General features: G+C 65.4%; 19 protein-coding genes and 1 pseudogene. 8 read left to right on the top strand and 12 right to left on the bottom strand.

Annotation, left to right across the window (positions count from 1 at the left end; genetic code table 11):
* Positions 1 to 22 precede the first annotated feature (22 nt).
* Together RAD16_RS02870 and RAD16_RS02865 are read left to right on the top strand one after the other, a co-directional pair.
* A complete protein-coding gene (locus RAD16_RS02870; protein ID WP_458156428.1) occupies positions 23 to 706 on the top strand; it encodes a response regulator in 684 nt (227 codons plus the stop codon).
* Positions 703 to 2,625: a sensor histidine kinase gene (locus RAD16_RS02865; protein ID WP_458156363.1), complete on the top strand. Its 1,923-nt coding sequence runs from the start codon at positions 703 to 705 to the stop codon at positions 2,623 to 2,625. Before RAD16_RS02870 ends, RAD16_RS02865 begins: the two co-directional genes overlap by 4 nt.
* Positions 2,626 to 2,760: 135 nt before the next feature.
* Here the strand turns inward: RAD16_RS02865 and RAD16_RS02860 are convergent, their stop codons facing one another.
* Positions 2,761 to 3,051, bottom strand: coding sequence for a hypothetical protein (locus RAD16_RS02860; RefSeq protein ID WP_458156362.1), 291 nt, complete (start codon positions 3,049 to 3,051; stop codon positions 2,761 to 2,763).
* A gap of 251 nt (positions 3,052 to 3,302) precedes the next feature.
* Between RAD16_RS02860 and RAD16_RS02855 the strand changes: the two genes are divergently transcribed.
* The gene (locus tag RAD16_RS02855; RefSeq protein WP_458156361.1) at positions 3,303 to 3,527 is read left to right on the top strand and encodes a cysteine rich repeat-containing protein; all 225 of its coding nucleotides are present in this window, start codon (positions 3,303 to 3,305) and stop codon (positions 3,525 to 3,527) included.
* A 53-nt stretch (positions 3,528 to 3,580) separates the two neighbouring features.
* Here the strand turns inward: RAD16_RS02855 and RAD16_RS02850 are convergent, their stop codons facing one another.
* From RAD16_RS02850 to RAD16_RS02835, 4 genes and pseudogenes are all read right to left on the bottom strand, one after another.
* Positions 3,581 to 4,282, bottom strand: a complete 702-nt coding sequence (locus RAD16_RS02850; RefSeq protein WP_458156360.1) for a hypothetical protein — start codon at positions 4,280 to 4,282, stop codon at positions 3,581 to 3,583.
* 75 nt (positions 4,283 to 4,357) lie between these two features.
* A complete protein-coding gene (locus RAD16_RS02845) occupies positions 4,358 to 5,068 on the bottom strand; it encodes a hypothetical protein (protein WP_458156359.1) in 711 nt (236 codons plus the stop codon).
* A gap of 135 nt (positions 5,069 to 5,203) precedes the next feature.
* Entirely contained in the window at positions 5,204 to 5,452 is a 249-nt protein-coding gene (locus tag RAD16_RS02840; RefSeq protein WP_194479426.1) for a hypothetical protein, read from the bottom strand.
* 125 nt (positions 5,453 to 5,577) lie between these two features.
* Positions 5,578 to 6,538: pseudogene (locus RAD16_RS02835) on the bottom strand (NAD(P)H-dependent flavin oxidoreductase).
* Between the two features lie 108 nt (positions 6,539 to 6,646).
* Here RAD16_RS02835 and RAD16_RS02830 point away from each other — a divergent pair.
* The gene (locus RAD16_RS02830; RefSeq protein WP_458156358.1) at positions 6,647 to 8,209 is read left to right on the top strand and encodes an AMP-binding protein; all 1,563 of its coding nucleotides are present in this window, start codon (positions 6,647 to 6,649) and stop codon (positions 8,207 to 8,209) included.
* 340 nt (positions 8,210 to 8,549) lie between these two features.
* On the opposite strand, the gene RAD16_RS02825 is transcribed toward RAD16_RS02830, so the two are convergent.
* The 7 genes from RAD16_RS02825 to RAD16_RS02795 form a co-directional block, all read right to left on the bottom strand.
* Positions 8,550 to 9,323, bottom strand: a complete 774-nt coding sequence (locus RAD16_RS02825) for a thioesterase family protein (RefSeq protein ID WP_458156357.1) — start codon at positions 9,321 to 9,323, stop codon at positions 8,550 to 8,552.
* Positions 9,324 to 9,328: 5 nt separating this feature from the next.
* Positions 9,329 to 10,297 carry an NAD(P)H-dependent flavin oxidoreductase gene (locus tag RAD16_RS02820; RefSeq protein WP_458156356.1) on the bottom strand — a complete coding sequence of 323 codons (969 nt, stop codon included), beginning with the start codon at positions 10,295 to 10,297 and terminating at the stop codon, positions 9,329 to 9,331.
* Between the two features lie 254 nt (positions 10,298 to 10,551).
* Positions 10,552 to 11,952, bottom strand: a complete 1,401-nt coding sequence (locus RAD16_RS02815; protein WP_458156355.1) for an aspartate ammonia-lyase — start codon at positions 11,950 to 11,952, stop codon at positions 10,552 to 10,554.
* 28 nt (positions 11,953 to 11,980) lie between these two features.
* A complete protein-coding gene (locus RAD16_RS02810) occupies positions 11,981 to 12,514 on the bottom strand; it encodes a hypothetical protein (protein WP_458156354.1) in 534 nt (177 codons plus the stop codon).
* Between the two features lie 100 nt (positions 12,515 to 12,614).
* Positions 12,615 to 13,217, bottom strand: a complete 603-nt coding sequence (locus RAD16_RS02805) for a YqaA family protein (RefSeq protein WP_458156353.1) — start codon at positions 13,215 to 13,217, stop codon at positions 12,615 to 12,617.
* Positions 13,218 to 13,252: 35 nt separating this feature from the next.
* Positions 13,253 to 13,657 (bottom strand): phosphoribosyl-ATP diphosphatase, encoded by a 405-nt coding sequence (gene hisE, locus RAD16_RS02800; RefSeq protein ID WP_326896758.1) that lies wholly within the window; start codon positions 13,655 to 13,657, stop codon positions 13,253 to 13,255.
* Positions 13,658 to 13,803: 146 nt separating this feature from the next.
* Positions 13,804 to 14,178, bottom strand: a complete 375-nt coding sequence (locus RAD16_RS02795) for a hypothetical protein (protein WP_458156352.1) — start codon at positions 14,176 to 14,178, stop codon at positions 13,804 to 13,806.
* A gap of 229 nt (positions 14,179 to 14,407) precedes the next feature.
* Between RAD16_RS02795 and RAD16_RS02790 the strand changes: the two genes are divergently transcribed.
* From RAD16_RS02790 to RAD16_RS02775, 4 genes are all read left to right on the top strand, one after another.
* Positions 14,408 to 15,457 carry an ABC transporter substrate-binding protein gene (locus tag RAD16_RS02790; RefSeq protein WP_458156351.1) on the top strand — a complete coding sequence of 350 codons (1,050 nt, stop codon included), beginning with the start codon at positions 14,408 to 14,410 and terminating at the stop codon, positions 15,455 to 15,457.
* Positions 15,458 to 15,548: 91 nt separating this feature from the next.
* Positions 15,549 to 17,345, top strand: coding sequence for a glucan ABC transporter ATP-binding protein/ permease (locus RAD16_RS02785; protein WP_458156350.1), 1,797 nt, complete (start codon positions 15,549 to 15,551; stop codon positions 17,343 to 17,345).
* Between the two features lie 190 nt (positions 17,346 to 17,535).
* Positions 17,536 to 19,017: a D-alanyl-D-alanine carboxypeptidase family protein gene (locus RAD16_RS02780; protein WP_458156349.1), complete on the top strand. Its 1,482-nt coding sequence runs from the start codon at positions 17,536 to 17,538 to the stop codon at positions 19,015 to 19,017.
* A 192-nt stretch (positions 19,018 to 19,209) separates the two neighbouring features.
* On the top strand, positions 19,210 to 20,895 hold the full coding sequence (locus tag RAD16_RS02775; RefSeq protein ID WP_458156348.1) for a long-chain-fatty-acid--CoA ligase: 1,686 nt from the start codon (positions 19,210 to 19,212) through the stop codon (positions 20,893 to 20,895).
* Positions 20,896 to 20,910 lie beyond the last annotated feature (15 nt).

Here is a 20,910-nt window from a genome sequence, read left to right as displayed (position 1 = left end):
CACGCGGTGCGGGGCCATGAACATGAGCGAACAGGGCGAGACGGGTGAGGCCATCACCATCCTCCTCGTCGAGGACGACGCGCCGACCTGCTGGCGGCTCCAGGACGCGCTGGTCAAGGCCGGCTACGAGGTCCGCAGCGCCGGCACGCTGGCAGAGGCCCGCTCGGCACTGGGCGCGGCGGCCCCGCACGTGTTGCTCACCGATCTCAGGCTTCCCGACGGCCACGGCATCGAGCTGATCCGCGAGATGAGGCAGCGCTTTCCCGACACCGAGATCATGGTGATCTCGGCGCTCGGCGACGAGGAGAGCGTGATCTCGGCGATCACGGTCGGCGCCACCGGCTATCTGCTCAAGGACGCCTTCCCGACCGACATCGCCACCACGGTGCGCGACCTGGTCGCCGGCCATTCGCCGATCTCGGCCTCGATCGCCCGCTTCATCGTGCGCAGAACACAAGGAGTCGCGCAGAGCACGGCGGAGCCGCCGCCGGGCCCCGCGCTCAACACCGCAAGATTGACCCCGCGCGAGATCGATATCCTCTGGGGCATCGCCAAAGGCTTCAGCTACGCCGAGATCGCGAGCCATCTCGGTCTCTCCAAGCAGACCGTGCCCGGCCACATCAAGAACATCTATCGCAAGCTCGAGGTGCACACACGCAGCGAGGCGGTGTTCGAGGCGGTGCAGCAGGGCCTGATCAAGCTGTGAGCGAGATCGCGGCGAAGGCCCCCACACGCCCGCGGCGCCGGCTGATCGTGTCGCGCCTCGTGCCCTATCTGCTGCTCCAGGCGCTGATCGTGATCGCCACCATCCTCGGGCTGCGGCTGCTCCAGCCCAGCGATCCCGAAGACTTTGCGCTGAGCGGATTCTCGCTGCGCGAGGATGGCGTGACGCGCGCGGTGACGCTGCCGCATTTCACCTCGTCACGCTATTCGCTGGCGGATCCGCCGCTCTATACCGGCGCCTTCACCTTCCGAAGCGGCGATGCGGCATCGGGCTGGTCGGTCTATCTGCCGCGGTTCAGCAACGCAGTGGAGGTGGCCGTCAACGGCGTCGTCGTGCTCGACTCCCGCCGCGATGCCAACGCTAACCGGCCCGACCGCAACACGCCGCAGATCGCCGCCATTCCCTCCTCGCTGCTGCATGACGGCAGCAACGAGATCACAGTGCGGCTGTTCGTGTGGGGGCCGCTGAAGGGCTTTCTCGACACCGTCTATGTTGGACCTGATGCGGCCTTGCGTCCGTCCTACGAAACCCGCACGCTGCTGTTCGTCACGCTGCAGGTGGCGTTCTCCGCCTGGCAGTCGATCCTCGCCGTCATCCTCGCGATCATGTGGCTGATGCGGCGGCGCGAGCCGGTCTACGGCGTGCTGGCGGTCGCGATGGTGCTTGGAGTGGTCCAGGCCTTCATGCCGCCGCCGGTGCCGCCGACCACCGTATCGCGGCTCGCCGCGGTGCTGCTCGCCTCCGCGCCGACCGAGAGCGCGCTGATCGTCGCCTTCGGCGTGCTGTTCTTCGGCTGGCGCTGGCCGCGTTATGGCACGCTGCTGTTCGCGCCGGGCCTCATCGTGTTCGTGGTCGGTCTGATCGCCGGCCCGCCGCTGCCGCGCATCCTGTTTCTCGTGCTCGGCATCCCCACGGTCGGGATCTGCCTGTTCCTGATGGCCTGCGTGACCGCGACCGCGGTGGTGCGGCGGCAGGACGCGGCCAGCTTCACGATCGGCTGCGCAGTGACGATCGTGCTGACGTGCTGGGTCCACGACATGCTGTCGGTGTTCGAGATCGTGACCAACGAACGCATCTTCGTCTCGCGTCTGTCCTATTCGGCGATGCTGGTCGCGATCGGCGCCGGGTTGACCTGGCGCTTTGCCCGCGCGCTGAACCAGGTCGACAGTTTTGCCGGGCAATTGGTGACGCGCGTGCGCGAGGCCGAGGAGCGGCTGAAGGCGAGCTTCGCCCGCGAAGAGGAGCGTGCCCGCGCCGCAGCCCTCGCCGACGAGCGCACGCGGCTGATGCGCGACCTCCATGACGGCCTCGGCGGCCAGCTCGTCAGCATCGTCGCGCTCTCCGAGCGCGGCCATGAGGGCGCGACCATCACGGACGCGGCTCGCGCGGCGCTGAAGGATCTCCGCCTCGTCATCGACTCCATGGACGACATCGGCGGGGATCTCATGCTTGCGCTCGGCTCCTGGCGCGAGCGCGCGACGGCGCAATTGCGGCCGCACGACATCGCGCTCGACTGGCGCGTGGCGACGCCGCAGGGCCTGCCGCTGCATCCGGAGCTGCGGCCATGGCACGTGATCCAGATCGTGCGCATCCTCGACGAGGCCGTGACCAATGCCGTCAAGCACGCCCAAGCTCGCAACATCGCCGTCACGATTGAGACGCTCGACGGCGGCCAGGGACCGTACGGCGTGATCAGCGTGATCGATGACGGTTGCGGTTTTGCGCTGCCCGGCAACGGCGAAGCCACCGGCGCGAGCCACACCGCACGAGGCTTGCGCAACATGAGAAGCCGTGCGGCGCGTTGCGGCGCGACGCTCGAGCTGAGCTCGGATGCCTCGGGCACGCGGGTGCGGCTGCAATTGCCGCGGATCTTTCCCGACAGCGACGCGGCTGCGGGCTGAAAAGGCCCCTCCCCGAACGTGTGGGACGCGCGGAGAGAGGGAACGGGCTGGATTGTCTGCCTGCGGAGGATTGGGGGTTTGTCCGCAGGGCTCCTTTGCCCGAAGTGATGCAATCAACTCAATCGAACGAGATCGTCAGCGCACACCGACGCGGTTGACCGGGCCGCCGCGATTCATCGGCGTTCCCGCGCGGACGCCGACGCCGGGCGCACCGACACCGGGCGTGGCAACTGCGGCCGCAGCCACCGGCGCACCGGGTGCAACCACCACCGCCGCGGTCGGCCGCACCACGCAGCCCTTGGGCACGCCGACCGTCTTGCAATAAACCACAGCCTGCGCCGGGCTCGTGCCCAGCGACACCATCGCCGCACCCGCCAGCACCATGATCGTCAGCCCGGTGCTCAGCGCTCCCACTTTTTTCGACATCTTGCTCTCCTGCTTCCCGTTCGGCGTCCCGGTGCAATCACCGGGTTTCGCAGCCGAGGTGCAGCCTGAATGGCAAAAGACGGCGCGCCGATACATGCCATGAAGATGGGGGTGCAGCCGCCAGGAGCGCGAGCCGATGCCATGAACATGGCATGGACCGGCAACAGGCCTCTGCGAGATGGTCCGGCTCGCCCGATCCCAAGCGGGACCCATCACGATTCCAAACCATCACGATTCCAAAGAGGTGCTTTATGAAGACTTCAGTTCTTGCCGCGCTGCTGCTCGCCGCTGCCGTCCTCCCTGCCGCCGCACAATCCGGCCCGACTCCGCAGGAGCAGATGGCCTGCCGCAGCGACGCCGGCAAATTCTGCGCCGAACACGTCGGCAAGCCGCCGCAGATGAACGCCTGCCTGCGCGAGAACAAGTCGAAGCTCTCGGATTCCTGCCGCAAGGTCGTCGAGTCGCACGGCGGTTGATAGGTCGGGAAGGAACATCGCGCGCTCAGCAAGCAGCTGGGCGCGCCGGCACGCTAATCGTCGTCGGGACCGAACAGCATCATCCGCGGGAGGCCGCCGCGCGGCCGGTTCGCAACATCGCGTGAATCTGAATCTTCGCGGATGTTGCGGGCGACGTCGTCCCAGTCGGTGCGGTCGCGCATGCCGCGTTGATCGCGGGAGTCGTAACGATGGCGATCGGCCCAGCGCTCGCGACGCTCCGCCCGGCGCCGCTCGGACGCAGCACGCTTCACGTCGGAATCCCTGGCTTTGGCGTAGGCGTTATCGGGTGACGCGGACGGCTCGGTCGATGCCGGCTGCTCGCCAGGCTTTGCAGCTTGTGGCGGCGATGCCGGTGCCGGCTTGGGCGGCTCGACCGCGGCGGCTTGCGAAGGCGGCGGCGCCGGCGGTTCAGCAGTCGCTTGAGGGGTCTGCGTCTCAGGCTTCATGTCAGCCTTGATATTGGCTTTGGCTTCGTCCTGCGCCTGCGCGGGCGCGGCGATGACCGCGCCGAAAGCTTGCGTGCCGGTGAGATATTGGACGCGCTCGGACGGCGCATTCGTCGTCGCCGGTGTCGCAGCGGTTTCAGCGCGCTGCGCCATCTTGCTGGTGTCCGGCCCCTGCTTGGGCGCGGTCGGATTCATGATATTGCCGGCGACAATGCCGCCGCCGAGACCAATGGCGATGGCGGCGACGATCGTTCCGGCACCGACGAAATAAGCTGTCGAGGCGCGCATTTGGCCCACTCCCTGTTTGGAGCGGGCAACGCGTGAGGATTACCGGATGTTCCTGATGTCGGCAGGAACCGAGGCTCAGATCTGCTGCGCGACCTTCTCGAGCCCGATCAGGCGGGCGAGCTTGCGCACTTCTTCCTTCTGGTCGTCACGCAGCTGGAACAACAGCGGCATCGCGGCCGACTTCAGCTCCTGCACCTCGTCGCAATTCGGATCGATCTGCGAGCCGGGCGGCGCGTTCGGGTTGGACAGCTTGTTCGCCTGGATCTTGCGGGCGACGTTGCGCAGCGCGGTCTCGACCGAGGGCCAGTAATATTCCTGCGACGACGACAGCTTCAGGCGATCCTTGATGCCCGAGATCTGAACGTCGGACAGCAGGGAATAGGATTTCTGCGGCTGCGGCTTGGCGACGACCTTCGGCTTGGCCGGGACCTCGACTGCGGGAACTGCCGCGGCGGCGGGCGCCTCGTGCGCGCTTGCCTTGGGCATCGGGAAATCGGACGGGGTGGCGGCGGCAAAGGCCTGGCGCAGCGGCTCGGTCAGGACCGGCGCCTGCGCGAGCTTGTTGGCGGAGACCTGCACCGGCTCGATTGCGGCGGAGGCCAGCGCGAGGGTCGGAACCAGACGGTCGGCCTTGGCGGCGCGGTTGGTCGAAAGCTGCTTCGGCGGATCCTGCGTGATCATCTCGGCGCTGACGCTGGGCACGCTGTCGCGGCCGAGAATGGCGGTGGTGGCCGCACCGAGGACGAGGAAGCAGGTCAGGACGACGATGGTGATGGCTCTGGACAAACGTCTCTCCGGAAGTGCCGGCTTCACGAGTTTGTTAGCGTTGCCCGGAAAAAGGGCGCGAAATAAGGCTTGAGTGTGCTTTCGTTGCGACAATCACTGGGCTTGCAGCGACATGCCCCGAAAAAGCCAAGGAAATCAGGCGGCTGCGGCCAGATCGTAGGCGTCCTGGATGTCGGCGACGATCTCGGACGCCTCCCAGACCGCCCGCGGCTCGACCGATTGCAGCGTCACTGTCCAGTTGCCGCCCCGGCGGGTGCGGGGGACGCTGACGATGTCGAAGCGCACATTGCGGCACAGCGGGTGACGGGCCAGCGCATGGGCGACACGGACGCGGATTTCGTCCAGCGTTGCGGCTGTCTTGCTGTTGAGAAAATCGAAGTCCATCGCCTGTCCCTCTCGGTCCTGATTGGCGGCCGTGAGGGGGATTCTTGGCGGGGCTTGGTTAATCTGCCGTTAAGTGCGGGCTGGTGGAGCCATGCAGGATTAACCGTGCTGGGCGGCGCGGAACGTTAGCGCCCGCCGGCGTTACGGTACTCCGCGGCCGTGCGGATAACGAGATCCTCGACCGCCATCACGTCGGTGACCCCCGATGTCGAATGCCCGCCGCTCCAGATATCGCGCCAGCGCTTGGGCCTGTTCTCGCGCGCGGCGACGTCGATGTCCTTGGCGATGTCGATCGCCCCGCGCGCCGGCAAGTCATCAGGATCGAGACCGGCCGCGAGGATCGACGGCTTCAGCATGCTGGTCTGAAGTCCGGTGAACGCGGTGGTCAGCAGGATGTCGTCGGCGCTGCTCTCGACCAGCATCCGCTTATAGCGGTCATCCGCCATGCTCTCGCGCGTCGCGATGAACTTCGTGCCCATGTAAATCGCAGCCGAGCACCTCGGCGGCGCGCAGCGCGCGGCCATCGCTGATGCCGCCCGCAAGCACGATGATGCCGTCGTAGAACGCGCGCACCGCACGGACGAAGGCGAACGGATTGAGCCAGCCGGTCTGCCCGCCGGCGCCCGCGGTGAGCAGCACGAGCCCGTCGGCCCCTGCTTCCGCCGCGCGTTCGGCGTGGCGGATCGAGGCGACGTCCGCCAGCACCAGCGCGCCTGCATCATGCAGCGGCTTCAACACCGGCGCGGGCGAGCCGACCGAGGTGATGACGATCTCCGGCCTGTGCCGCAGCAGCAAAGCGAGATCCTGTTCGAGCCGCGCATTGGAGCGGTGCACGATCAGGTTCGGGCAGAGCGGCGCCGCGCTGCGGCCGGTTTGGTCCTCGTGCTGCCGCAGCCGCGCGTCGATGTCGGTGAGCCATTGGTCGAGTTGTTCCGTGCTGCGGCAATTCGCAGTGGGGAAGCTACCGATCACACCGCTCCGGCACGCCGCGACCATGAGCTCGACGCCCGACACCAGAAACATCGGCGCAGCGATCAGCGGCAAAGCGAGACGATCACCGAAACGTTGCAGTCGATCTGAGCTCACGCATGCCTCCCTCGCACGGGCTTTGTCGTTCCATCCCGCATTCCCTGTGCTAGCGTTACGGCAAACATTGGCACGCAAGAAGCCGACAAAAAAGCAACGAGGAAACATATGTCCGATCCGCTCCACGCATCGTCCCCGACTTGCGCGCAGACGCTACGGGCACTGGCGCGCTATCCTGACCGCACCGCTTTCGCCTGGCCCGGCGGATCGCTGAGCTATCAGGGCACCATCGATCTGATCGGACGGATCCAGGGCGTGTTCATGCGGCTTGGCTTGCAGGCCGGCGCGCGCATCGCCTTCCTCACCGCGAACCGCGCCGACACCTGGTGCGCCGGTGTCGCCGCGCAATTGTCGCGATGCTGCATCACCTGGCTGCACCCGCTGGGATCGCAGAGCGACCAGCTCTTCCAGCTCGAGGACTCCGAAGCCGAAGTGCTGGTGGTCGATGCCATCGCGTTCCGTGATCGCGGGGGCGAACTCGCGGCCAAAGCGAGCCTGCTCAAGGCGATCTTCACCATGGGACCGGCGGATTATGGCGTCGATCTCCTGCAGGCCATCGAGATCGAAGGCCACGCCAGTCCGCTGTGCCTCGCCGGCCCGGACGATCTCTCCACGCTGAACTACACCGGCGGCACCACCGGCAAATCCAAGGGCGCGCTGCGCTATCACCGCGAGAACGCCGGGGCTGCCGCCGCGATTCTCGCCGATTTCGAGATTCCGGAGGCCGCGCGCTATCTCACGGTCGCCCCGATCAGCCATGTCGCGGGCACGAAGGTGCTGCCGACGCTGATGCGCGGCGGCACCGTGCACATGCTGAAAGGTTTTGATCCCGAGGCCGTGCTGGCCACGATCGCGCGCGAGCGCATCAACTTCACGCTGTTCGTACCGACCATGATCTACGTGCTGCTCGATCACCCCGCTCTGAGCAAGACGGACCTCTCCTCGCTCGAGCTCGTGCTCTACGGGGCGTCGGCGATGTCGCCGAGCCGGCTGATCGAGGGCATCGAGCGCATCGGCCCTGTGTTCTCGCAGCTGTACGGCCAGACCGAATGCTATCCGGTCTCGGTGCTGCGCAAGGCCGATCACGATCCCAAGACGCCGGAGCTGTTCCTGTCCTGCGGCTTCCCGATCGCGGCCTGCGAGGTCAAGATCCTCGACGACAACGACCAGGAGGTGAAGACGGGCGACGCCGGCGAGATCTGCGTGCGCGCGCCGCACGTGATGGCGGAATACTGGAAACGGCCCGACATCACCTCCGAGACGCTGAAGAACGGCTGGGTCCACACCGGCGACATCGCGCGAAAGGACGAGCGCGGCTACATGTTCATCCTCGACCGCAAGAAGGACATGATTGTCACCGGCGGCTTCAACATTTTTCCGCGCGAGGTCGAAGACGTGCTGTCACAACACGCCGATGTCGCGATGGTCGCGGTCGTCGGCGTTCCCGACGAAAAATGGGGCGAGGCCGTCACCGCCGTCGTCGTGCCGCGCGAGGGCGCAAAGCCCGATCCGGACGAACTGATCAATATGGTGCGGTCGCGAAAGGGCTCGGCCCATGCGCCCAAGCAGATCCAGTTCGTCAAGCAATTGCCGATGACCGGCGTCGGCAAGGTCGACAAGAAGGTATTGCGCGCTGGCTTCTGGAGCGGTCGGGACCGGATGGTGGGGTAAAACCCCGGGATTGTACGGTGTCATTGTGGCCCCGGCACCACAACGCCCAACGGAGTGCGCGTCCACGGCGCCCGACCGATTGCGGGCGAATCAGGGAATCAACTAGACCGCTGACGGGGCTGGGAAGCGGAGTAAGAAATGAGAGTCGCTTCCCTGGAAAGTGCAGTCGCCGCGATCACGTTGATCACGGCTATCGTCGTGGTGCTGTGGGAGATCAAGATCTTCTACGGAATTTGAACTGGCAGGATGCCACGTCGAACACGGCCAAGCATCCCTTCCGCGGCGGCGGAAGCCTGCCGTTCAATCGCCCAAGGCGCGATCACGGCGTTTGCCGTCACGCTCACCGCTTCTCGATCACCAGGCTCTGCACCGCGCGGCCGAAATAGCCCTGCCTGTCCGCCAGCCGCGACATCGCGAGGCCGGCACCATCCGGGCCGATCCAGGATTCGCCATCGAGCAAAATCCAATCACCGACCGGCGGGCGTGCAAGGCTCACCGTGAGGTCGGCGTTGATGTAGGTCCAGATGCGGAAGTCGAGCGTCGAGGCGGTGCCGTTGGAGAAATCGGCGGCGACCACGGCGCGCATCGCCTGCGAGACCGCCTCGCCTTCGACCAGCGGATGGTCGAGGCGAAACCAGATCGCGCCGGCACCGGCCCGGCCGAAGCGGCCGCGTGCCGCGCGCATCGAGACCATACCCGCGAACGGACTGGTCGCGCCGTGGCCGTCCTCGACTAGCGAGTCCTCGGGCGACGGCAACGTGACCGGCAGCTCCCTGACGTCATCGGGCAAGGGCTGTGCCTGCTGCTTGATCTTGAGCACGGTGGCACCGACGACCTGTACGCCGTCGGCGAGCAGCTTGACCTCGCAGAGCTGGATCTTGCGGCCCTCGCGCAAAACCCGGCTTTCAATCGCGAGTGGCGCCACCGGCACGGGGCGCATCAGGTCGATGGTGACGCGCGCGATGTTCATCGGCACGGACGTCGGAATGCGCTCCGCCGCCCACGTCACCAACGCCGACGGCGCCGAGCCGTGCTGCATGCGCCGGTCCCAAGGACCGGCGGCATCGGGACTGGTGATGACGCTGTTGCCGTCGACGCGGTAGATGGCGGTCATTGCGATCACAACGGCGGATCGATCGCCTCGTCATATTCCTTCTTGAAGCGCGCGATCAGCTCGGCGGCGGGGACGACGCCTTCGATGCTGCCGATGCCCTGACCGGAGCCCCAGATCTCTTTCCAGGCCTTCGGCTTGGCGCGCTCGCCGGAAGCGTCGGTGCCGAAATTCATCTTGGAGGGATCGGAGGTCGGCAGGTTTTCCGGATCCATGCCGGCAGCGAGGATCGAAGGCTTCAGGTAGTTGCCGTGCACGCCGGTGAAGAGGTTGGAATAGACGATGTCGTCGGCCGTCGAGCCCGCGATCATCTCCTTGTACTTCTCGACCGCGTTGGCTTCCTTGGTGGCGATGAAGGCCGAGCCGATATAGGCGAAGTCGGCGCCGAGGATACGCGCGGCGCGGATCGCCTTGCCGTTGCCGATGGCGCCCGACAGCGCGATCGGGCCGTCAAACCATTTGCGCGTTTCGGCAACGAAGGCGAGCGGCGAGATCGTGCCGGCATGGCCGCCGGCGCCGGCTGCGACCAGGATCAGGCCATCGGCTCCCTTCTCGATCGCCTTGCGGGCGAATTTCTGGTTGATGACGTCGTGGAAGACGATGCCGCCCCAGCCGTGCACCGCCTGGTTCAGCTCCTCGCGCGCGCCGAGCGAGGAGATGATCATCGGCACCTTGTACTTGGCGCAGAGCTGCATGTCGTGATCGAGCCGGTTGTTCGACTTGTGCACGATCTGGTTGACCGCGAACGGCGCCGACGGCTTGTCGGGATGGGCGCGGTCATAGGCCGCGAGCTCTTCAGTGATCCGCGCCAGCCATTCGTCGAGCAGTTCCGGCGGCCGTGCGTTCAGCGACGGGAACGAGCCGACCACACCGGCCTTGCACTGCGCGATCACGAGATCGGGCACCGAGATGATGAAGAGCGGCGAACCGATCACGGGGATCGACAGGCGCCCTTTGAACAAGGCAGGCATGGACATTGCGGAACGATCCTCTCTGGGCGGTCAAACTGAAGTTGGGAGCCATACCAACAAGGCAATCTTTCCACTGTCAAGTATTGCGTTTTGACGCCGTGGCGGATGCCGTTACCGCAATTCCAACGCGCGGAATTCCGGACGCACCTCCGTCATTGCGAGCGAAGCGAAACAATCCAGACTGTCTCCGTGGAGGGATGCTGGATTGCCTCGTCGCAAGGGCTCCTCGCAATGACCGGGCGAGAGCTGCGAACGACCGCCTACCCGATCAAATCCGGATTGATCAGCCGCTCGAACGAGAACATCTCGTCCCATTTCTCCTGCGTCAGCAGCTTGCGCTCGACCACCACGATCTGGTGCAGCGACTTGCCGCTCTTGTAGCCCTCGCGCGCGATCTCGGCGCATTGCTTGTAGCCGAGCAGCGGCTTCAGCACGGTGACGATGCCGAGCGAGTTCAGCACCATGTTGCGGGTGTGGTCCTCGTTGGCGGTGATGCCGACAACGCAATTCTCACGCAGGCTGTTGACCGCGCGCTCCATGGTGCGGATCGAGAAGAACAGCGCGAACGAGATCACCGGCTCCATCACATTGAGCTGGAGCTGGCCGGCGGATGCCGCGAGTGTCACCGTGGTGTCGAGGCCGATGACGAGGAAGCTGGTCTGGTTGACGACCTCGGGGATCACAGGATTGACCTTGCCCGGCATGATCGAGGAGCCCGGCTGCAATTGCGGCAAGTTGATCTCGTTGAAGCCGGCGCGCGGGCCCGAGGCGAGCAGGCGGATGTCGTTGCAGATCTTCGTCAGCTTGCTCGCGGTGCGCTTCAAGACGCCGGAGAGCTGCACATAGGCGCCGGTGTCCGAGGTCGCCTCGACGAGGTCGCCGGCGAGAATGAAATCGACGCCAGTCAGCGCGCTCAGGTGCCTGACAGCCAACTTGGGATAGCCGACCGCCGCCGTGACCGACGTGCCGATCGCAGTGGCGCCGAGATTGATCTCGCGCAGCAGCGCACGCGCCTCCGAGATGCGGTCGACCTCCTCACCGATCGTGGTGCCCCATCCGCGGAATTCGGCGCCGAGCGACATCGGCACCGCGTCCTGCAGATGCGTCCGGCCCATCTTCAGCACGCGGTCGAACTCGCGGCCCTTGGCGAAGAAGGCCTCCTGGAGCTGGCGCAGCGCCGTCATGTAGCTCTCGAGGCGCAGGATCAGTGCCAGCCGAAACGCGGTCGGATAGGTGTCGTTGGTGGACTGGCCGTAATTGACGTGATCGTTGGGACTGACGTGCTGGTAGTCGCCCTTGCTGAAGCCGAGCGATTCCAGCGCGAGATTGGCGATCACCTCATTGGCGTTCATGTTGGTCGAGGTGCCGGCGCCGCCCTGGATGAAGTCGGTGACGAACTGATCCATCATGTCGCCGGCGATGACGCGGTCGCAGCCGAGGATGATCGCGTCGGCTACCTTGGCGTCGATCACGCCGAGGTCGCGGTTGGCCATGGCCGCGGCCTTCTTCACGTAGCCAAGTGCCTTCACAAAGTAAGGCTCCTGGTTCATCGGAATGCCGGTGATGTGGAAGTTCTCCTTCCCGCGGATGGTCTGGACGCCGTAATAGATGTCGTCGGCGATCTCACGCTGTCCGAGGAAGTCCTGCTCCGTGCGGCTCATGGGCGCTCCTATGCTCGCGCGACGTCCTTTAGTTCTGGCACAGCGCGCTGGTGACGAAGGTATCGGTGCGGCAGTCATCCGGTTTGCGTTGCCTGCCCGGAATGAGAACCTTGGCCGAGCATTTCTCGGCGGAGTCGGCATTGAGGCCCTTGCCTTCCCTGTAGCCCTTGCTCTGGCAGAGCTGGTCGGCGGCGAGCTTGCAGTCCGGCGCGCCATTCGACGAGACCGGGCACACGACGCGCCCCGAGACCATGGTCGACGGCTTCGCCAGCCGCGACAGATCGTTCATGGTCTCGCTGGGGCTTTTGATCGGCGGCAGGATCGAGGGCAGCTTGTCGAACAGCTTGCCCATTTCGTTGATCAGCCCGGGATTTTCCTCGCGGGCCGACCCTGAAGGCGCTGGCGTCGAGGGCGGCGGCGCAGCCTGCGGCCCCTGCTCCTGCAAGCCGAGCGTGGGAGCGGATTGCGGCCAGCCGATCCCGCCGGCAGCGAGCAGGAGCGAAAGCGCCACAACTATCAGCGTCCCCAGTCGCAGGACCGGATTGCCGGATCGAACCATCATGACCACAACCGTAGCCGAACCCGGCGCGGCGTAAAAGCGCGTGTTATGAAGTGAGCATGATCTTTTCGGAAAACCGCTTCACACTTTTCCGGATCATGCTCTAGATCAGCTTGATCGCCACCACGAAGCCGAGCACCAGCACGATGGCGCCGAGCGCGACCCACAGGCCGAGATGCTCCTCGAGCTTGTGCCGGATCCAGTCGCCATAGCGGTTGAGCAGGATCGCTACGATAAAGAAGCGTCCGCCGCGGGCAACGATCGAGCAGAGCACGAACAGGAGAAGATTATAGCCGGCAAAGCCCGAGGTGATGGTGACGAGCTTGTAGGGGATCGGCGTCAGTCCCTTGAGCAGGATGATCACCGCGCCCCATTCGGCATAGGAGGCGCGGAAGGCATCGACCTTGTCGCCGAGGCCATAGACCTGGATCAGCCAGTGACCGACCGAGTCGAACAGCAGCGCACCGATGGCGTAGCCAAGCAGACCGCCGACCACCGAGGTAACGGTGCAGACCGCCGCGTAGACCCAGGCGCGCTGCGGGCGCGCGAGCGACATCGGGATCAGCATCACGTCCGGCGGGACCGGAAAGAAGGAACTTTCGGCAAAAGACACGGCGCCCATGATCCAGAGCGCGTAGGGCTTGTGGGCGGCGTCGATGCACCAGTCGTAGATACGTTTCAGCATGGCGCCGCGATGAAGCACCATGGGACGGATTTGTCCATCGTGAGTTTTGTGACGATCTAGTGGCGCTTTCGCGTCCCGCGGCCTTCCAGCGCGACAATTGGCCGCCGCGTAGATATGCGCGGTGATGCGACTTTGGGCAGCTTCATCGGCGACTTCGGCAGCTTCTCGGCGATGCCGAGCATGTCTTCCCGCCGCGACATCTCGCGCCAGACGTCCTCGGGCCGCACGCCGGCCGAGGCCCAGAGCACGGTGAGATTGTAGAGCAGATCGGCGCTTTCCCGAACCACGGCTTCGCTGTCGCCGTTGACCGCATCGATCACGACTTCGATAGCCTCTTCGGCCAGCTTCTTCGCCATTTTGGAGGGGCCGCGCTGAAACAGGCGCGCGGTGCGCGATGTTGCCGGATCAAGGTCTCTGGCCGCGAGCACAGCCAGATATAGCCGCTCAAGCGAATCACTCATGTCCTGAAAACTACTCTAAACCAATGGCGAGCGTGTTAACGTTCGACGGCAAAAGCAAAAAACCGGCCGCCGCGGCAAGCGCGACGGTCGGTTATGGTCAAGACTTGCTAGCCCAGACTTGCTAGCCCAGGACTTGCTACTCAAGGCTAGTAGCAGTTCTGGAAGTAGCCCTGGCCGCAGAGCTCTGACGGGGCCGTGCCGCCATAGCGCTGATACTGGTAGTTCGGGCCCGGGCCGTAATACGGACCGTAGGCAGGGCCGCTGTAATAGGCCGGGCCGCCATAATAGCCGTAACCCGGCCCAGGACCGTAGTCATAAGCGTAGGCGTCGCGGGTCGCTGCGATCGCAAGGCCGGTGCCGATGATACCGGCAAAGGCCGCGGCAGCCGCTGCGCCGCCACCACCATGCCAGTGGCGGCCGCCCGCGTAAGAGGCAGTCGGGGCGACTGCGGTCAGCGCCACCACGGCGGCTGTGGCAAGGACGGCCTTACGGCCCGCAAATTTGGAAAATCTGTCGAACATGTCCTGGACCCTCCTTGGGACCTCGAATGTGGTGCCTGACGACAGGCTCATGTCTCTCAAACACCCGCATCCCATGTTGGGTTCCCCAACCCCAACACAAGCTGAACGGGGTTGCGTGATCATGACGCAACCGCCGCTCATCCGCCGTTCATGTTGGCGCGCGCACGCTCCTGATCGGCCGGCGCTGCGAGCGTCACGAAACCACAACAATGCGGGACCGGCGCCACTGATGTCAGGATTCAAGACAACCGTCCTTCGCGGCCTGCTGGCCGCTGCAATGTCGCTTGCCGCGTTGACGGCACGCGACGCCATCGCGGCCGAGACAGCCGCGCCTTCCACCGCAATCCACTTCACGTTCGATCGTCCGGTCGACGCGAGCATGGCGCCGTTCTTTCTGGCCGCAAAGGATGGCAGCTTCGGCACCGAGCGCCTCAACGTCACCTTCAACAATGCGGCCGGATCGCCGGAGGCGCTGGCGCGCGTCGCCAAGGGCGACAGCGAGCTCGCACTCGTCGACATCAACGAGCTGATCCGCTATCGCGACAAGGACGACGCGGCGCCCATCAAGGCCGTGTTCGTCCTGTTCAACCGCGCGCCCTATGCGATCATCGCGCGCAGGAGCCGCGGCATCCATCTGCTGCCCGATCTCGACGGCAAGACCGTCGGCGTCGCCGACGGCGATCTTTCGATGCGGCTGTGGCCGGCGCTGGCGCAGCAGAACGGCATCAATGTCTCGCGGGTGAAATTCCACCAGATCAGCGCGGCGGTGCGCGAACCGATCCTTTCCGCAGGACAGGTCGATGCGGTCGCCGGCTTCAGCTATCTCTCCGCGGTGAATTTGCGCGACCGCGGTGTGCCCGGCGCCGATCTCGTCGTGCTCCGCTACGCCGACTATGGCTGCGAGGCCTATGGCTTTGCGGTGGTGGTCAACCCCGCCTTCGCCGCAGTGAAGCCCGACGCGGTGAAAGGCTTTATCCGAGCATTGGTCACCGGCATCAACGCGACGGTCAAGGAGCCGGCGCGCGCGGCGGCCGAGACCGCGAGCCGTATCGACGACGGCGACCGCGATCTCGAATTCGAGCGCCTGCGCACTGTGCTCGTCGACAACATCCTGACCGACGAGGTCAAACGCAACGGCCTCGGCAGCATCGACCCGGCACGCCTCGACCGCTCGATCGAGCAGATCGCGCAGGATTTCAAGTTCCGAAAGCGGCCGGTGGCCGCCGACATTTTCGACAGCCAGTTCCTGCCGCCGGTCGAAAGCCGGCTGATCAACTGAGCAAAACCGATAGCTTCCGCTGTATCTGGCGGCCAAACCCTGCTTAGAATATGGCTCATCCCTCCTCTCCGAGCCCGAGTTCTTCGCCCGCATGTCCATCTTCCGCCTCTACACCCGCGTTCTCGAGCTGCTCGGCAAGGAGGCACGGCTTGGCTGGCTGCTCGCGGTCGCCAATCTGCTGCTGGCGGCCTCGCAATTCGCGGAACCCGTGCTGTTCGGCCGGATCGTCGACGTGCTCTCCGGCAAGGCGGTCGCCGGCTCGACTTCGGCATGGCCGTTCCTGGGCGCCTGGGTGGCGTTCGGCCTGTTCACTATCGGCTGCAGCGCGCTCGTGGCCCTGCAGGCCGACCGGCTCTCTCACCGCCAGCGCCAGGCGGTGCTGACGGATTATTTCGAGCACATCCTGCAATTGCCGCTGACCTTCCACTCCGGCACCCATTCGGGCCGGCTGATGAAGGTGATGCTCAACGGCACCGATGCGCTGTGGCGGCTCTGGCTCGGTTTCTTCCGCGAGCATTTTGCCGCGATCCTCTCGGTCGTGGTGCTGCTGCCGCTGTCGCTCTATCTGAACTGGCGCCTGGCGATCCTGCTGTTCGTGCTCTGCGTCGTCTTCACCGCGCTGACGACCTTCGTGGTGCGTAAGACCTTCGGCATGCAGATGGCGGTCGAGGAGCACTACAGCGAACTCTCCGCACGCGCCTCGGACGCACTCGGCAACGTCGCGCTGGTGCAGAGCTTTGTCCGCGTCGAATCCGAGGTGAAGGGACTGCGCTCCGTCGCCGACGACCTGCTGGCGGCGCAGATGCCGGTGCTGTCCTGGTGGGCGCTCGTCACGGTCATCACGCGCGCATCCACCACCATCACGGTGCTCGCGATCTTCACGCTCGGCATCGCCCTGCACGACCAGGGGCTGACTTCGGTCGGCGAGATCGTGATGTTCGTAAGTTTTGCGACGATGCTGATTCAGAAGCTCGAGCAGGTCGTGAGCTTCATCAACAACGTGTTCATGGAAGCGCCGCGCCTGCGCGAGTTCTTCAACGTGCTCGACGCCGTGCCCGCGGTGCACGACCGGCCCGACGCGATCGATGCCGGCAGGCTGTCCGGCCTCGTCGAGTTCAACGACGTCACCTTCTCCTACGACGGCAAGCGGCCGGCGATCGAGGACCTCACCTTCACCGCGCTGCCCGGCCAGACCATCGCGCTGGTCGGCCCGACCGGCGCCGGCAAGTCGACTGCGATCGCGCTATTGCATCGCGCCTTCGATCCGCAATCCGGCATCATCAAGATCGACGGCATGGACGTGCGCGGCGTGACGCTGACCTCGCTGCGGCGAAACATCGGCGTCGTGTTCCAGGAAGCGCTGCTGTTCAACCGCTCGATCGAGGACAATCTGCGCGTCGGCAAGCCTGACGCGACCGAGGCCGAGATGCGCAAGGCCGCCGAGCGCGCGCAGGCGCTCGACTTCATCGAGCGCAGCGGCGGCTTTACGACCAATGCCGGCGAGCGCGGCCGCATGCTCTCCGGCGGCGAGCGCCAGCGCCTGTCGATCGCCCGCGCGCTGCTGAAGGACCCGCCGCTCCTGATCCTGGACGAGGCCACCAGCGCGCTCGACGCGGTCACCGAGGCCAAGGTGAACGCCGCTCTCGACGAAGTGATGAAGGGCCGGACCACCTTCGTGATCGCCCACCGCCTCTCCACCATCCGCAATGCGACGCGGATCCTGGTGTTCGAGAATGGCCGCGTGATCGAAAGCGGAACTTTCGATGAACTCGTGGCCAAAGGCGGCCATTTTGCCGAGCTCGCCAGGGCCCAGTTCATGGTTCAGGAGAGCACACGGGCCAGTGTGACGGCCGCCGAGGCTACCGCGACAGCGGCCAAATCGCCCTAGCAAGTCCCCGTAGGACCGTCGAAATTCGGCCTATTTCATTGCGGAATACCCCGCCGAAGCCCCTATTCTCGACGCACGAGCCGGTATAGGTTTGCGACGCCGCAAGCGGCGGCGCTGGATTTCAAGAACCGAACTTCAGATCACGAGAGCCGACCGGAATCGGCGGGTCTCCAAGGACCGGAATCGGATAGTGCACGCCATTCGCCCGCTGCTTCGCAAATCGCTGTTCAACCTGTTCGCTGCGACCATCGCATGCGCCGCTCTGTTCGCGCCGCGCGCAGCGAGTGCCGAAGCGCTGCTGCTGATCGAAGCCGACAGCGGCAAGGTGTTGCAGGCGGAGAACGCGACGATCCCGTGGTACCCCGCCTCCGTCACCAAGATCATGACTGCCTATGTGACGCTGAAGGCGGTGAAGGACGGCAGGCTCACACTCGACACGCTGCTCACGGTGTCGCCGACCGCCGCCTCGCAATCGCCGTCGAAAATGGGGTTCCGTCCGGGAACGCAGCTCACCGTCGACAACGCGCTGAAGATGATGATGGTCAAGTCGGCGAACGACATGGCCGTGGTGCTCGCCGAAGGCGTCGGCGGCTCGATCGACGGCTTCTCCGCGATGATGAACGACACCGCGCAGCGGCTCGGCATGACGCAGACGAGCTACGTCAATCCGAACGGCCTGCCCGCCGACGGCCAGATCACGTCGGCGCGCGACCTCGGCATTCTCGCGCGCTCGTTCCTGCGCGACCTGCCCGAATACGAATACTTCGTGCACATCCCGGCGATCCGCTTCGGCAAGCGCGTCACCGGCAATTTCAACAAGCTGATCGGCCGCTATCCCGGCGCCGACGGTTTCAAGACCGGCTTCATCTGCGCCTCCGGCTACAATCTCGTGGCCTCCGCCACGCGCAACGGCCGCCGGCTGATCGCGGTCGTGCTCGGCGCCAATTCCGGCACCGCGCGCGCGGTGAAGGCGGCGCAGCTGCTCGAGCGCGGCTTCAGCCAGGACAATCTCACCTGGCTCCGCCCCTCGCTCGGCACCGTCGACAAGCTGGTGCCGGTCGACGCCTCGCCGCCGAATCTGCGTGAGGACATGTGCGGTGGCCATCGCAAGCGGCCGGCCAGCGACGACGACGATGCGCTGATCGCCACCAATGGCGGCACGTCAGGATCGGCCTCCGCCACCGGCGGCGAAGCCCAGGTCACCTTCTTCACCGCCGGGCTGCAGCCGCCTTTGATGAGGGCCGCCGATCTGATGGCCTCGGCGCCCGCGGCGGCCGAGCCCGTGCTGGTCTATACCGGCCCGACCCGCACCGGCACTGCCCTGATCGCGGCGGTCGCGGCCGATGCCGACCAGCAAGCCACGCCGAAAGCGCGTGGCAAGAAGTCGCGTGTCGCCAAGAAACCTGACGCCGCCGACAAGCCGAAAGACGCGGCCAAGGACAGCAAGACCGCCGCGGCGAAGCCGGAGGCCAAGCCTCAGGCAAAGACGGACGCCAAGACGGACACCAAGACCGCAGCCAAGCCGGCCGGGGCCAAGCATGCCGCGGCCAAGCCCGATGCTGCGGCGAAACCTGCTGAGAAACCTGCGGCAAGCACGGATCAGGCGGCGAAGCCCGCCAAGCCCAAGGCCGCGACCAAGCCTGCTCCCGCCAAGCCGGCCAACAACAGTTAATGCCGCCTCGGAATTAAACATCCGCCCGCGCTTCGCAGTTGCGGCAGCGCGGTTTGCGCCGATTCCAGTAGCCACTCCCGGACCTTTGTCCTAAGCCTCCACGGCTTGCCACCCGTTCCGGCAGGCTCGATACTGCCGGCAATGAGGCAAGCCCGAGACACAACGGGCTCAGGCAAAATGAGGGGAGTTTCCATGGAGCGCATCTGGCTCAAGCAATATCCGCCCGGCGTGCCCGCTGATATCGAGCCGACGCAATACGCATCGCTGGTCGACCTGCTGGAGGAGAGCTTCACCAAGTTCGCTGACCGCAAGGCGTTCATCTGCATGGACAAGTCGATCAGCTATCGCGACCTCGACCAGATGTCCGTCGCGCTCGGCGCCTACCTGCAGGGCCGCGGCCTCCAGCGCGGCGCGCGCGTCGCGATCATGATGCCGAACGTGCTGCAATACCCGATCGCCACCGCCGCGGTGCTGCGCGCCGGCTTTGCGGTCGTCAACGTCAACCCGCTCTACACTCCGCGCGAGCTCGAGCATCAGCTCAAGGATTCCGGCGCCGAAGCCATCATCGTGCTGGAGAATTTCGCGCACACCGTCCAGCAGGTGATCGCGAAGACGCCGGTGAAGCACGTCATCGTCGCCAGCATGGGCGACCTGCTCGGCTTCAAGGGCGTGATCGTCAATCTCGTCGTTCGCCGCGTCAAGAAGATGGTGCCGGCCTGGTCGCTGCCGGGCTCGGTGTCGTTCAACGACGCGCTGTCGGCCGGTCGCGGCATGACGTTCAACAAGCCGAAGCTCTCGCCGGGCGACGTCGCCTTCCTGCAATATACCGGCGGCACCACCGGCGTCTCCAAGGGAGCGACCCTGCTCCACCGCAACATCGTTGCCAACGTGTTGCAGAACGATGCCTGGCTGCAGCCGGCGCTCAATGCGCCGCCGCATGTCGAGCAGCTCATGATCGTCTGCGCGCTGCCGCTCTATCACATCTTCGCGCTGACGGCCTGCTATCTGCTCGCAGTGCGCGCCGGCGGCTGCAACCTGCTGATCCCCAACCCGCGCGACATCCCCGGCTTCATCAAGGAGCTGGCCAAGTACCAGGTCAACAGCTTCCCGGCCGTCAACACGCTCTACAACGGGTTGATGCACCATCCCGACTTCAAGAAGCTCGACTTCTCCAAGCTGAAGATCTCGAACGGCGGCGGCATGGCCGTGCAGCGCCCGGTGGCCGAGCAATGGAAGGCCGTGACCGGCTGCTTCATCGCCGAAGGCTACGGTCTGTCCGAGACCTCGCCGACGCTGACCTGCAATCCGGCGACCACGACCGAATTCTCCGGATCGATCGGCATTCCCGTGCCCTCGACCTGGATCTCGATCCGCGACGACGATGGCAATGAGCTGCCGCTCGGCCAGGCCGGCGAGATCTGCGCCAAGGGTCCGCAGGTGATGTCGGGTTACTGGAACAGGCCGGAAGAGACCGCCAAGGTGATGACCGCCGACGGCTATTTCCGCACCGGCGACATCGGCGTAATGGACGAGAAGGGCTACACCAAGATCGTCGATCGCAAGAAGGACATGATCCTGGTCTCCGGCTTCAACGTTTATCCGAACGAGATCGAGGAAGTGATCGCGAGCCATCCGGGCGTGCTCGAATGCGCCGTGATCGGCGTTCCCGACAGCGGGTCGGGCGAAGCGGTGAAGGCCTTCGTGGTGAAGAAGGACCCGAACCTCACGGCGGAGGACGTCATCAAGTTCTGCCGCGAGCAGCTCACCGGCTACAAGGTGCCCAAGCAGATAGAATTCCGCTCCGACCTGCCCAAGACCAATGTCGGCAAGATCCTGCGCCGCGAGTTGCGCGACGAGAAGAAGGCTCAGGCGGCGTAAGGCCGCCTCTTCGGC

It is taken from the genome of Bradyrhizobium sp. 18BD, from assembly GCF_054185225.1.
The sequence above is the reverse complement of the archived record's forward strand: the minus strand, read 5'-3'. Positions and strand labels throughout refer to the sequence as shown.

What these genes read in the sequence shown, in the direction of transcription:
- RAD16_RS02870 (WP_458156428.1), top strand. Translation starts at nt 23, where the DNA reads ATGAGCGAACAGGGCGAGACGGGTGAGGCCATCACCATCCTCCTCGTC.
- RAD16_RS02860 (WP_458156362.1), bottom strand. Translation starts at nt 3,051, where the DNA reads ATGTCGAAAAAAGTGGGAGCGCTGAGCACCGGGCTGACGATCATGGTG.
- RAD16_RS02855 (WP_458156361.1), top strand. Translation starts at nt 3,303, where the DNA reads ATGAAGACTTCAGTTCTTGCCGCGCTGCTGCTCGCCGCTGCCGTCCTC.
- RAD16_RS02850 (WP_458156360.1), bottom strand. Translation starts at nt 4,282, where the DNA reads ATGCGCGCCTCGACAGCTTATTTCGTCGGTGCCGGAACGATCGTCGCC.
- RAD16_RS02840 (WP_194479426.1), bottom strand. Translation starts at nt 5,452, where the DNA reads ATGGACTTCGATTTTCTCAACAGCAAGACAGCCGCAACGCTGGACGAA.
- RAD16_RS02830 (WP_458156358.1), top strand. Translation starts at nt 6,647, where the DNA reads ATGTCCGATCCGCTCCACGCATCGTCCCCGACTTGCGCGCAGACGCTA.
- RAD16_RS02825 (WP_458156357.1), bottom strand. Translation starts at nt 9,323, where the DNA reads ATGACCGCCATCTACCGCGTCGACGGCAACAGCGTCATCACCAGTCCC.
- RAD16_RS02820 (WP_458156356.1), bottom strand. Translation starts at nt 10,297, where the DNA reads ATGTCCATGCCTGCCTTGTTCAAAGGGCGCCTGTCGATCCCCGTGATC.
- RAD16_RS02815 (WP_458156355.1), bottom strand. Translation starts at nt 11,952, where the DNA reads ATGAGCCGCACGGAGCAGGACTTCCTCGGACAGCGTGAGATCGCCGAC.
- RAD16_RS02810 (WP_458156354.1), bottom strand. Translation starts at nt 12,514, where the DNA reads ATGATGGTTCGATCCGGCAATCCGGTCCTGCGACTGGGGACGCTGATA.
- RAD16_RS02805 (WP_458156353.1), bottom strand. Translation starts at nt 13,217, where the DNA reads ATGGTGCTTCATCGCGGCGCCATGCTGAAACGTATCTACGACTGGTGC.
- hisE (WP_326896758.1), bottom strand. Translation starts at nt 13,657, where the DNA reads ATGAGTGATTCGCTTGAGCGGCTATATCTGGCTGTGCTCGCGGCCAGA.
- RAD16_RS02795 (WP_458156352.1), bottom strand. Translation starts at nt 14,178, where the DNA reads ATGTTCGACAGATTTTCCAAATTTGCGGGCCGTAAGGCCGTCCTTGCC.
- RAD16_RS02790 (WP_458156351.1), top strand. Translation starts at nt 14,408, where the DNA reads ATGTCAGGATTCAAGACAACCGTCCTTCGCGGCCTGCTGGCCGCTGCA.
- RAD16_RS02785 (WP_458156350.1), top strand. Translation starts at nt 15,549, where the DNA reads ATGTCCATCTTCCGCCTCTACACCCGCGTTCTCGAGCTGCTCGGCAAG.
- RAD16_RS02775 (WP_458156348.1), top strand. Translation starts at nt 19,210, where the DNA reads ATGGAGCGCATCTGGCTCAAGCAATATCCGCCCGGCGTGCCCGCTGAT.